Source organism: Myxococcus sp. CA005 (genome assembly GCF_006518205.1).
GTDB classification, from domain to species: domain Bacteria; phylum Myxococcota; class Myxococcia; order Myxococcales; family Myxococcaceae; genus Myxococcus; species Myxococcus xanthus.
In genome coordinates this window covers 19,229-31,256 of record NZ_SRLV01000038.1, presented here as the reverse complement: position 1 = coordinate 31,256, position 12,028 = coordinate 19,229, and the positions used below count along the sequence as shown (strand labels likewise).

The window sequence follows — 12,028 nt, the reverse complement described above, 5'->3', positions numbered from 1 at the left end:
CACGTGGGACGCGGTTCGCGGTTGGCGAGGGGGACGGTCGGCCCCGGTGGCGACGCAGGTCATGAGCATTGCCTCGCGGATGGACCCGTGCCGGATGCGAGAATCAGGTGTGAGGATGGACTGCGACAGGGGCGGGAATGTCAGGCCCAGTCCTCGCCCCCGGCACTCAGCGGACCTCGGGGCAGACCCAGACGTTGCGCGTGCCCAGGGTGCGGCAGGTGCAGACGTAGTCGGACCAGATGCCATCCGTACACTGCTGCGTCGTACCCGGGCCGGAGCACGACGTGTAGTGGAGGTTCCAGCAGAACTGGAGCAGCGGCGGTCGGCTGGCGTCGGCGGCCTCCTGGCTCACGAGCTCCTCCGGGTCCACGTCCACCGACAGGTCCTCCGAATCGAAGTCGGACGAGGCGAACGCGGGCAGGGATAGGGACAGGGCGATGAGGAAAGCCTTCTTCATGGGACGGACTCCATGGGGTGAGAGGGATTGCAGCTGAAGACGAAGCAACTCGAATCCTGGGGAGGCACCTCTATCGTTACCGGTGTGAGGCGGCGAGCGCCTGGGGCTCCTCCTGCGGTGCCTCGGAGGTGGCGGGAAGCAACGGGCCCCCCTCGTATTCCACCCCCTTGGGGTAGGGGAATTCCAGGCCATTGGCGGTGAAGGCCTCGATCAGCAGCCGGTTGAGAAGCCGCTTCACGTCGAAGTGTGTCCCTGGCTGCACCTTGGCTTCGATGCGCATGGTCATCCAGCTCTCGTCCATGCTCTCGATACCCAGAAGCTTGGGGATTTCGGACACCTTCCCCTGCGACAGCATGGGCACCTGCTCGCACACCTGGCGAATCACATCCATCACCTTCTTCAGGTCGCTTTCGTAGGCCACGGCCATGTCCACGATGGCCAGCGTCCAGCCGCGGCTGTAGTTGATGACATTCTTGACCTCGCCATTGCGGAGGATGTGAAGGCGCCCGAAGCGGTCGCGAATGCGGGTGATGCGAGGCGTTATCTCCTCCACCACGCCCTCTGTATCGTTGATGCGGATGTAGTCACCGTTCAGTATCTGGTCCTCGAAGAGCAGGAAGACGCCGTTGACCATGTCCGTGACGATGGCCTGCGAGCCCAGACCCACGGTGAGGCCGACGATGCCGGCGCCAGCGAGGATGGGGGTGGGGTCCACGCCAAGGTCGCTGAGCACCATCATCCCCACCAGGAAGTAGACCAGGTACTTGGATGCGCTTTGGATGAGGGAGACGAAGGTGTTGCGCCGCCGGGCCGCGTCATCCAGGTTGGAGCCGTCCACCTTGAATGCCCGCGCGATGAGCAGCCGGACGAACTCCACGACGACGCTGGCGGCGAAGAACAGGGCGATGACGCGGATGAGCACCGGCCCGTAGGGCGCAAAGAACTCCAGGCCCTGGAACCGGCGGATGACGAGCGTCGCCACCGAGATGTAGACGATGGCCTCCAGGCTCTTCTGCCCCACCGGGAGCAGCCGGCCGAGGGCCAGGAAGTACTCCTCGTACTTCGTGGCCGTGCTCTTCGCCGCCCAGGTCCCGACCAGCCGCTCTGACGCCAGGTGCAGCAGGGACACCGCCAGCCGCCCGCCGCTGATGGCCAGCAGCACGAAGAGGGTGGTGCCAATGAGCCAGTCGAGCACGGCCGGGAGTTGCAGCGAGGCGAGCGCCAGGCCCACCGCGAAGTAGGCCAGCAGCAGCTTGATGAAGCCGGGCCCCTGCTCCATCGCCTTCTGGGCATGTGCCCTGTGCTCCGGGGGCAACTGCCATTCGTTCAACCTGCGTTCGACCCGCACCAGGAGCTGGCTCGCCGCGCGTTCCAGCGCCAGGAAGGCCGCCATCAACAGCACCAGCAGCCCTGCTCCGCGCCCCACATCCGCCAGCCCTTCCGCTGTCACCCCCCCAAGCAAGGCATTGAAGTGGGGGGCCAGGTCTTTCTTCGCCCACAGGGAAAAGCCCAGCACCGCGATGCCGGCGACCACCACCACGAAGGACAGGAGGGCGGCGCTCAGCCGGGCGCGCTTGCGAAGGGCGTCTGCCGCCTGCTCCAGCACCTTCAGGCCCACCAGCCGGATGCCCTGATACAGCAGCGCACTGGAGGCCACCAGAAGGGCCCAGAGCGCGAGCAGCATCAGTGTCACGCTCAGGCCGACAAGCCATGCGTTATTCAACTCAACAGTATCCGCGAGACGGAAGATCTCCATGCAATGGTTGCATATCATGCAAAACGGCGCGTTCTCGCGGATCTGCGCTTCCGTCAGGGGCGGCTCATGCGAGTGGGGCGCGGTGAGGCAACGCCCCGGCCGTTCCGCTGAAGGGCCGTCTACTCGCTGATGGTGCCGCGGGGCGGAGGCTGCTGCTTCGTCTCCTCCGCCGCGGCGATGCGGACGGACTTGATGTTGACGAACTCGTGGATGCCCACGTCCGCCAACTCGCGCCCGTGGCCGGAGTGCTTCACGCCGCCAAACGGAAGCCTGGCGTCCGATGCCACAAGCGCGTTGACGAACACCATGCCCGCGTCGATGCCGTCGATGAAACGCCGCTGCTCGGCTTCGTCTTGTGTCCACACGCTGGCGCCCAGGCCGAACGGCGTCGCGTTGGCCAGCTCCAGGGCGTGGTCCACGTCACGCGCGCGCAGCAGCGTGGCCACGGGGCCGAAGAGCTCGTCGTGGAAGGCGGGGGCCTGGGGCGGGGGCTCGGCCAGGACGGTGGCCGGGTAGAAGTTCCCCGGACCCTCCAGGGGCTTGCCGCCCAGGAGCAGCCTCGCGCCGGCCTTCACGCTCGCCTCCACCTGGGCATGGAGCCCGTCGAGGATGCCGCGCGTCGCCAGGGGACCCAGGTCCGTCTTCGCATCCATGGGGTCGCCCACCGTGACGCGCTTCATCCGCTCCACGAAGCGGCGCTCGAACTCGGGGTAGATGGCGTCGGCGACGATGAAGCGCTTGGCGGCGATGCAGGACTGGCCGTTGTTGATGAGGCGCGCGGACACCGCCGTCTCCACCGCCTTCTCCATGTCCGCGCTGGGCATGACGATGAACGGGTCACTGCCGCCCAGCTCCAGCACCACCTTCTTGATGGCCTTGCCCGCGGCGGCGCCCACGGCTCGGCCCGCGCCCTCGCTGCCGGTGAGCGTCACCGCGCGCACGCGGCGGTCCTCGATGACGCGATGGACGTCGGCTGTCTCGATGAGCAGCGTCTGGAAGGCGCCGCGTGGGAAGCCCGCCTGAAGGAAGAGTTCCTCCAGGGCCAGTGCGCACTGGGGCACGTTGTGGGCGTGCTTGAGCAGGCCCACGTTCCCCGCCATCAGCGCGGGCGCGGCGAAGCGGACCACCTGCCAGAAGGGGAAGTTCCACGGCATGATGGCCAGCACGGGCCCCAGGGGCTGGTAGCGCACGAAGGCGCGGCCGGTGCCCATGTCGACGAGCCTGTCGCGCAGGAGGGACTCGCCCTTGTCCACGTAGTAGCGGCAGGCCGTGGCGCACTTCTTCGCCTCGGCCTTGGCGGCGTCGATGGGCTTGCCCATCTCCTGCGTCATGATGCGGCCGTAGCGGTCGGCCTCGGCCTCCAGCAGGTCGGCCGCGCGCCGCAGCCAGGTGACGCGGTCTGCGAAGGTCGTCTCGCGGTAGGTGCGGAACGTGTCGGCGGCGGTCTGGAGCTTCGCCTCCAGTTCCTCGGCGGAGAGGGGCGTGAAGGTGCGCAGCGTCTTGCCGGTCGCCGGGTCGATGGTGGAAATGGCCATGGAAGTGCCTCCTTGGGGCCCTCTGATAGCAGCCGGGCGCGGGGAGACCGTGCCGCTCGTGGTCCGAGCGTCCGGCCGTTCACTCCAGGGCTTTCGCGGCCCCGGCCCCTCCTTTATATGGGGGTCAGGACTGGAGACTGCCATGGCCGACATCATCCGCGAGCGCCGCTTCAACTTCCTCATCGCCGGGGTGCTGTCCTTGGTCATTCCCGGCCTGGGACAGCTCTACAAAGGCCAGTTCCTGCGCGCCGTCCTGTGGTTCCTGATGGTGGGGGCCGGCTACTGGTTCTTCTTCATCCCGGGCTTCGTCCTGCACTTCTTCTGCGTCCTCGGCGCGGCCTTCGGCAGCGCGGGCAGCGACCGCATCCGTCTTCCCGGATAGCCAACGCTCCGCGCGGGAGACGTCCCGCCGGACGCCGGAGTGCATACAGTCACCGCCATGTGGCGGAGGCTCTGGCAGTGGATGTCGGGATGGGACGTGGCGGTGACGCGGCCATTGGGGCTGCTGTTGCTGGTGCTGGTCTGCTGTCTGGGCTTCATCGCCCTGTCGGACGAGGTGGCCGAGGGCGAGACGCAGCAGCTCGATGAACGCATGCTGTTGGCGCTGCGCAACCCCGAGGACCCGGCGCAGCCTCGCGGACCCTGGTGGCTGCGGCGCACGGCGGAGGACGTGACGGCGCTGGGCGGCATTCCCGTGCTGACGCTCGCCACCCTGGCGGTGTGTGGCTTCCTCCTGCTGGTGAGGCGTTACCGGACGCTGCTGCTCGTGCTGGGCGCGACGCTGGGGGGCGCGGGCCTCAATGTCTTGCTGAAGCAGTTCTTCGCCCGGCCTCGGCCATCCGTGGTGCCGCACCTCACCGAGGTGGTCAGCCAGAGCTTCCCCAGTGGGCACGCCATGCTGTCGGCCACCGTGTACCTCACGCTGGGCGCACTGCTGGCGCAGCTCGCCGAGCGCAAGCGACTCAAGCTCTACGTCCTCACCGTGGCGCTGCTGCTGTCGTTCCTCGTGGGGCTGACGCGCGTCTACCTGGGCGTGCACTACCCCACGGACGTGTTGGGCGGCTGGGTGGCCGGACTGGCGTGGGCGCTGCTCATGGCGGTCTGTGCGCGGACGCTCCGCCGGCGGAGCCCTGCGCTGCGCGCGGAGGCCCGGCGCCCGGTGGAGTGACGCGCGGCGGGCCGCGTCATGCCGTCCACCCCATGGCGCCGTTCACTGCGCGAAGCTCCAAGCTGCCGTGGTGCCTGGGCGTCCTGTGGGACCCTGGTCCCAGACCTGGCGCCGTGAGAGACATGGGCCCATGAGCCTGCGGGACTGGCTGTCGCGATGGCGTTGGGGCGGCGCGCCGGTGCCCGCCTTCTACGACGAGTCCTACCGGCTGCCCCTCACCGGCATCGAGTCCTCCGCGGGCATCGAGCCGCGCGGCGTGGACTTCACCACCTGGTATCTCCTGGAGGCCCGCGCGCTGCGCACCCAGGACGTGCACCACCCGCAGCCGGTGAGCCTCGCCGAGCTGTCGCGCGTGCATGACGCCGCCTACCTGGAGTCGCTCGGCCAGCCGGAGACGCTGGCGCGCATCTTCGCCACCGACCCCGCCGACGTGCCGGTGGACGCGCTGCTGTCCAACCTGCGGCGGGTGTGCGGCGGCACGCTGGGCGCGGCGCGGCTCGCGGTGGCGCGCAAGGGCCCGGTGGTGAACATGGCGGGCGGCTTCCACCACGCCGGTCCGGCGCGCGGCGGCGGTTTCTGCGCGGTGAATGACATCGCGATAGCGCTCGCCGCCCTCCACGCGGATGGCTTCGACGGACAGGCCGTGGTGCTCGACCTGGATGCCCACCCGCCGGATGGCACGGCGGAGTGTCTGGCGGGACAGAAGCGGGCCTGGATTGGCTCGCTGTCCGGTAGCGACTGGGGCGCGTTGTCGCCCGAAGTGGATGAGACGCGCGTCCCCGAGGACACGGACGACAGGACGTATCTGGCCCTGCTCGACGGACTCCTGGAGCGCATGCCCCGGCCGGACGTGGCCTTCGTCATCGCGGGCAGCGACGTGCTCGCGGGAGACCGCTTCGGCCGCGTGGGCCTGTCCCTGGACGGCGCCCGTCGCAGGGACCGGGCCCTGGCGCGCGCCCTGCGTGGCATCCCCAGCGTCTGGCTTCCAGGCGGGGGCTATCACCGCGACGCGTGGAAGGTGTTCGCGGGCACCGTGCTCGTCCTCGCGGGTCAGGGCCGTCGCCGCATCAAGGCGCGTTATGACCCGCTGAGCGCGCGGTATCGGCGCATCGCCCGCTCACTGACGCGCGAGGGCGCGACGCCGCTGGACGAGCCCATCACCCAGGAGGACCTGGAGGGTGCCCTCGGCCTGAGCGGCGGCCCGCGCCAGCCGCGCATCCTCGGCTACTACACGGCGCAGGCGCTCGAGTACGCCTTCTTCCGCTACGGAATCCTCTCCTACGTGGAGCGGCTCGGCTACAGCCGGCTGCGCGTGGAGGTGGGCTCCGTGGGAGAGGGGGACCGGATGGAGGTGCACGGCTGCGCCGCGGGCCAGGAGCACCAGCTGGTGGACTGTGTCGTGGAGCGCCGCGTGCTGGCGGGGGAGCCCTTCCTCTTCGTCAACTGGCTCAGCCTGCGCCACCCGCGCGCCCGCTTCAGCGAGGGGCGCTCGCGGCTCCCCGGCCAGGACGTGCCGGGCCTGGGCCTGGCGCGCGAGGCGACGGAGATGCTGCTCGTGATGGCCCGGCGCCTCGTCCTGGCGGGCGTGGCCTTCCGTCCCATGTGGTTCCACCTGGCGGTGCTGGCGCGCTCGCGCTTCCGTTTCCTCGACCCGGCGCGGCAGGGGCGCTTCGAGGCGCTGCTGCGCGACCTGGGGCAGCTGCCCCTCCTGGAGGTCTCCCAGGCGGTGGTGGACGGCCACGTCCTGCTCAACGGTCAGCCCTACGCATGGGAGGCGAACGACATGGTGTCGCGCCTGGAGCCCGAGGCCGGAGACTTGGAGGCCATTGCCCGGGAGCGCGAGCGCTGCCGCTTCACCTGGGAACCCGCCCGGCTGGCCACCGGAGCATGATAGGGAAGGGGCGTGGACCTGGACGCGCTTCGCCGTGAGCAGCACAAGCGCCGGCTCTCCTGGATGCCGTGGCTCTACTTCGTCCTCAAGCCCCGCCACCGCGAATGGGCGGACGCATGGCAGCGCGAGGTGCAGGCGCTGCTGCGCGAACTGGAGACGGTGGAAATCGCGGAGGGGTGCTTCATCGCCCCGGAGGCGCGCATCTTCGCCGAGCCCGGACGCACCGTCTCCATCGGCCCCGGGTGCAGCATCGCCGCGGATGTCTTCCTCCACGGCCCCGTGACACTCGGACCCCGGGTGAGCATCAACGCCCGGGCGAGCCTGGACGGCGGCTCCGCGGGCATCCGCATCGGTGAGGGCACCCGCATCGCCACCGGCGCTACCCTCTACGCCTTCGACCACGGCATTGCCCCGGACCGGCCCGTGCGCGAGCAACCCGTCACCTCGCGGGGGCTCGTCATCGGCGCGGACGTGTGGGTGGGGGCCAATGCCGGCATCACGGACGGTGTCTCCGTGGGGGACCACGCCGTGGTGGCCATGGGGGCCGTCGTCACCCGGGATGTGCCGGCGTGGGCCATTGTCGCAGGCGTGCCGGCCCGCGTCGTAGGGGACCGGCGGCAGCGGCCCCGCTCAGGTGCTCCGGGTGGATGGGAGCCCGAAGACGGAGCGTGAACTTCTCCCGCCTTCATTGACTTCCGGTTATTGAGACCCAATATGCTTCGGGTCGACGTCGCCACGGGAGGGGAACCGCAGGGTCTGGAATCGTTCCCGGCAGCCGTAGGTGCTGTCAGGGCTCCAGCCCCTCTCCGATGAGGCGCTAGGGAGGCCAGCACGTGGCAGACGAGCAACGGGACGCGGCGGTCATGGACGCTCCCGGGAAGGCTTCAGGGACGGCTCCCGCCGACATGGCGTGTGACCTGCTCCCCCCCATGAAGTCGCAGGCGTCACACGCTGGGAGCCAGGTGGAGTCCGAGCGCTTCCGGCACCTGTCCGAGCTGCTGCACGAGGTGGTGTTCCAGCTCGACGCGCAGGGGCGGCTCGCGGTGCTGGGCGGTGCCTGGGAGCGGCTCACCGGGACGCCCGTGTCCGCGTGGCGGGGCCGCGCGCTCTTGGAGGCCATCCACCCGGAGGACCGCGAGCGCGCCCAGGCGTTGCTGGCGTACACGCCCGGCATCCCCGTTTCGCGCCAGGAAGTACGCGTGGACACGGGCGGCGGCCATGGCGTCCGTTGGGTGGAGCTGTCCGCCCGGGCCCTGGCCACCGTGCCGGGCGAGGTGATGGGGACGCTCCTGGACGTGACGTCGCGACGCACGGCGGAGGAGGCCGTCACCACCCGCGAGCGCTACCTGGACGCCATGGTGCAGGTGCAGCGGCGGATGATGGGGCACGATTTGCCGGACGACCTGTACGGCGCCGTCGTCGAGCCGTTGGGCCACGTGTCCGCCGCCAGCCGCGTCTACGTCTTCGAGATGCACTTCGCCGAGGACGGCACGCTGCTGGCGTCGCAGCGCGCGGAGTGGTGCGCGCCGGGGATTCCTCCCAACCTGGAGGACCCCAACATGCACGGCCTGCCCTTCGACGCGGCCCTGCGGCCCCATCAGTCCGAACAGTTGCAGCGCGGCGAGCCGGTGCAGGGCCAGCCGCGAGACTTCTCGGAGCTGCTGGCGCCCATGCTGGAGGCGCAGGGCGTCCGCTCCGTGCTGCTGCTGCCCATGCACGTCCACGGGCAGCTCTTCGGCGTCATCGGCTTCGACAACTGCCGCGAACCCGAGTCCTGGGGCCCCATCGAGGTGAACCTGTTGTCGGGCGCGGCGGGCGCGCTGTCCCTGGCGCTGGAGCAGCGCACGGCCAACGCGCTGCGCATGCGCACGGAGACGACGCTGCGGCGCACCGAGGCCGGCGTCCACCTGCTCATCGAGGCCTTCCCGGACCCGGTGCTGGTGCACGTGGGCGACGGCGTGCTGCTCTCCGTCAACCCGGCGCTGGTGCAGTACCTGGGCTTCCGCGACGCCTCGGAGTTGGTGGGCCGCCACATGCTGGACCTGGTCCGCCCCGAGGACCGGGGGGCCGCGCAGCTCCACCTGAGCCAGGCGCTGGAGGGCAAGAGCGCGGCGCGCGTGGTGGAGATGCCGCTGGTGCGCAGCGACGGCGAGGTGGTGGTGGCGGACCTGGTGACGCTGGCCGTGGTGCTGGACGGCTCGCCCGCGCGCATCACCGTGGCGCGCGACTTCACCGAGCGCAAGCGCACCCAGGCGCAGCTCATGCTGACCGACCGCATGGCCTCCATGGGCCTCCTGGCCGCCGGCATCGCCCACGAGCTCAACAACCCCCTGGCCTACGTGCTGTCCAACCTGGACTTCCTCCACAGCGCCGTGGGCGGCGTGCGTCCACGGATGCTCTCCCCGGAGGACATGGTGGAGCTGCGGCAGGTGCTCGACGACGCCCGTGAGGGTGCCGAGCGCATGCGCCAGATTGTCCGCCAACTGCGCGTCTTCTCCCGCGTGGAGGACGGCAAGGAAGAGTCGGTGGACGTCCACGCGGTGCTCGAATCCGTGACGCAGATGGCCGCCAGCGTGGTGCGCGCCCGCGCCCGGCTGGTGAAGGACTACGGTGAGGTGCCGTTCGTCCGTGGCAACGAGGGCAAGCTGTTCCAGGTGTTCCTCAACCTCCTCATCAACGCCGCGCACGCCATCGAAGAGGGCGATTCGGAGGCGAACGAAATTCGCCTCACCACCCGCACGGAGGTGGGCGGCCGGGTGATGGTGGTGGTGAGCGACACGGGCCAGGGCATCCCCCCGGAGCACCTGCGCCGCATCTTCGACCCCTTCTTCACCACCAAGTCCTCCGGCCTGGGCACCGGCCTGGGGCTGTCCATCTGTGACACGATTGTGACGGCGCTGGGCGGCCACATCTCCGTGGAGTCGTCGATAGGGGCCGGCACCACCTTCCGCGTGGCGCTCAGCGCCGCGCCGCCCAAGGCCCCGGCGAACCGGCCGGGCGCGTGAGCGCTGAGACGGCCGGTGTCACCTCCGGCCCTCGCGCGGACTGTAGCCCTCTCGACGGCTCGTTCTTCCGGTACTGCGCGCCCGCCCTGAAGCGTTATCCACTTCCACCCCAGGGGATGTCCCCTGGCGCCTTGGAGGCAGGCCATGCGCACCCACTTCGTCCGGCATCTGCTGGCGCTTTCGCTCGTGCTTGCGACGGGCGCCCAGGCGGCCAGCCAGCCCTGGCGGACCTCCCCTCATCCGGAGTCCTCCGCGTCCGGCCTGACGGGCGCGTGCGAAGACGCGCGGGACTTCCTGCTGGGCGCGGGCAGCGCCGACATCACCGGCCCCGCCGCCGAGGTGGGGATGATGGGCTACGGCATGCTGGAACAGCAGACCACCGGCATCCACCAGCGGCTGCACTCGCGCGCGTTCGTCATCGCCTCGCCCTGCAATGGTAAGCGGGTGGCCTTCGTCAGCGCGGACCTGGGCATGGTGTTCCAGGCGGTGAAGCAGCAGGTCGTGGAGCGGCTGCGCGCGCGTTATGGCGACCTGTACACCGACGACAACGTGCTGCTGAGCGCCACCCACACCCACTCCGGGCCCGGGGGCTATTCGCACTACACCCTCTACAACCTCACCACGCTGGGCTTCTCGCCGCAGAACTTCGAGGCCATCGTCTCCGGCATCGTCGCCTCCATCGTTCGGGCGCATGAGCGGCTCGCCGAGGGCACGCTGCGCCTGTCGTCGGGGGAGTTGTTCGGGGCCAGCCGCAACCGCTCCCCCAACGCCTACCTGCTCAACCCGGCCGAGGAGCGCGCCCGCTACGCGCACGACGTGGACACGCGGATGACGCTGCTGCGCCTCACTCGTGCGGATGGCACCGACATGGGGCTCATCAACTGGTTCGCGGTGCACGCCACGTCCATGGGCAACGGCAACACGCTCATCAGTGGCGACAACAAGGGCCTGGCCTCGTACCTCGCCGAGCAGGCGCAGGGGGCCGGGGACACGTTCGTCGCCGCATTCGCCAACGCGAACGAGGGCGACGTGACGCCCAACATCCTGGGAGGCACCCACGGCGGCGGTGCCAATGACTTCGAGGACACGGACCTCTCCGGTCGCAAGCAGTACGACTTCGCCGCGAAGCTGTGGGCGGAGGCGAAGACGCCGCTCACGGGCGGCGTGGACTACCGGCACGTCTACGTGAAGATGGACGCGGTGGACGTGGCGCCAGCCTTCGCGGACGGGGCGCCGCGAACCACCTGCCCGGCCGCCATCGGCGTGTCCATGCTGGCAGGGGCGGAGGACGGGCCGGGCGTCGGCGTGGAGGGCGTCACTTGCGCCGCCGGCCAGAATGCCTGGGGGCAGTTCAGTTGCTCGCTCGCCACCACGCCGTGTCAGGCGGAGAAGCCCATCGTCCTGGAGATGGGCAGCATGCGGCCCTTCCCGTGGACGCCGGAGGTGCTGCCCCTGCAACTGGTCACCATCGGCAACCTGGCGCTGGTGGCGGTGCCCTTCGAGCTGACGACCATGGCCGGACGCCGCCTGCGCGACACCGTGGAGACGGCGCTGGCGCCCGCGGGCGTGACGGACGTCGTCATCGCGGGCCTGTCCAATGCCTATTCGGGCTACGTGGCCACCCGCGAGGAGTACGCGCGTCAGGACTACGAAGGTGCTTCCACGCACTTCGGCCCGTGGACGCTCGCGGCCCTCCAACAGAACTTCCACCTGCTGGCCACGTCGCTGCGGGACGGCGCCGGTGTGCCTCCCGGGCCCACGCCCAGGGACCTGCGCAAGGAGCAGCTCAGCCTGCAACCCGGCGTGGTGTTCGACGACAAGCTCTTGTGGGTGGACTTCGGCGAGGTCGTCACCGACGCGCGGCCCACGTACTCGCGCGGCGACACGGCGAGCGCCACCTTCTGGGGCGGGCATCCCAAGAATGACCTGCGCCTGGAGGGCACCTTCCTGCGCGTGCAGCGGCGCGAGCCGGACGGCACCTGGACGGACGTGGCCACCGACGCGGACCCGGCCACGCGCTACCAGTGGCGGCGCGAGAACTGCGTGCCCACGTTGGCGTGCTCCCACGTCACCGTGACGTGGGGCATCCCCGACGACACGGTGCCGGGCACGTACCGGCTCGTCCACGAAGGCAACTGGAAGTCGGGCTGGGACGGCAATGTGCGGCCCTACTCCGGTGCCTCACGGACCTTCACGGTGAAGTGACGCGCGGCCCG

General features: G+C 70.1%; 9 protein-coding genes. 6 read left to right on the top strand and 3 right to left on the bottom strand.

What is annotated here, in order from left to right:
* Positions 1-166: 166 nt before the first annotated feature.
* The 3 genes from FMQ63_RS18390 to FMQ63_RS18380 all read right to left on the bottom strand — a co-directional run bounded on the left by FMQ63_RS18390 (position 167) and on the right by FMQ63_RS18380 (position 3,748).
* On the bottom strand, positions 167-457 hold the full coding sequence (locus FMQ63_RS18390) for a hypothetical protein (RefSeq protein ID WP_225909723.1): 291 nt from the start codon (positions 455-457) through the stop codon (positions 167-169).
* Between the two features lie 76 nt (positions 458-533).
* Positions 534-2,213, bottom strand: coding sequence for a mechanosensitive ion channel family protein (locus tag FMQ63_RS18385; RefSeq protein WP_043613003.1), 1,680 nt, complete (start codon positions 2,211-2,213; stop codon positions 534-536).
* 119 nt (positions 2,214-2,332) lie between these two features.
* A complete protein-coding gene (locus tag FMQ63_RS18380; protein ID WP_011550738.1) occupies positions 2,333-3,748 on the bottom strand; it encodes an NAD-dependent succinate-semialdehyde dehydrogenase in 1,416 nt (471 codons plus the stop codon).
* Between the two features lie 142 nt (positions 3,749-3,890).
* Between FMQ63_RS18380 and FMQ63_RS18375 the strand changes: the two genes are divergently transcribed.
* The 6 genes from FMQ63_RS18375 to FMQ63_RS18350 all read left to right on the top strand — a co-directional run bounded on the left by FMQ63_RS18375 (position 3,891) and on the right by FMQ63_RS18350 (position 12,017).
* Entirely contained in the window at positions 3,891-4,130 is a 240-nt protein-coding gene (locus FMQ63_RS18375; protein WP_020478281.1) for a hypothetical protein, read from the top strand.
* A gap of 57 nt (positions 4,131-4,187) precedes the next feature.
* Entirely contained in the window at positions 4,188-4,916 is a 729-nt protein-coding gene (locus tag FMQ63_RS18370) for a phosphatase PAP2 family protein (RefSeq protein ID WP_171452296.1), read from the top strand.
* Between the two features lie 130 nt (positions 4,917-5,046).
* A complete protein-coding gene (locus tag FMQ63_RS18365; protein WP_011550741.1) occupies positions 5,047-6,807 on the top strand; it encodes a histone deacetylase in 1,761 nt (586 codons plus the stop codon).
* Between the two features lie 12 nt (positions 6,808-6,819).
* The gene (locus tag FMQ63_RS18360; RefSeq protein WP_011550742.1) at positions 6,820-7,479 is read left to right on the top strand and encodes an acyltransferase; all 660 of its coding nucleotides are present in this window, start codon (positions 6,820-6,822) and stop codon (positions 7,477-7,479) included.
* A gap of 161 nt (positions 7,480-7,640) precedes the next feature.
* Complete coding sequence (locus tag FMQ63_RS18355; protein WP_011550743.1) at positions 7,641-9,812, top strand: ATP-binding protein; 2,172 nt, start codon at positions 7,641-7,643, stop codon at positions 9,810-9,812.
* 144 nt (positions 9,813-9,956) lie between these two features.
* Complete coding sequence (locus tag FMQ63_RS18350) at positions 9,957-12,017, top strand: neutral/alkaline ceramidase (protein ID WP_011550744.1); 2,061 nt, start codon at positions 9,957-9,959, stop codon at positions 12,015-12,017.
* Positions 12,018-12,028: the final 11 nt, after the last annotated feature.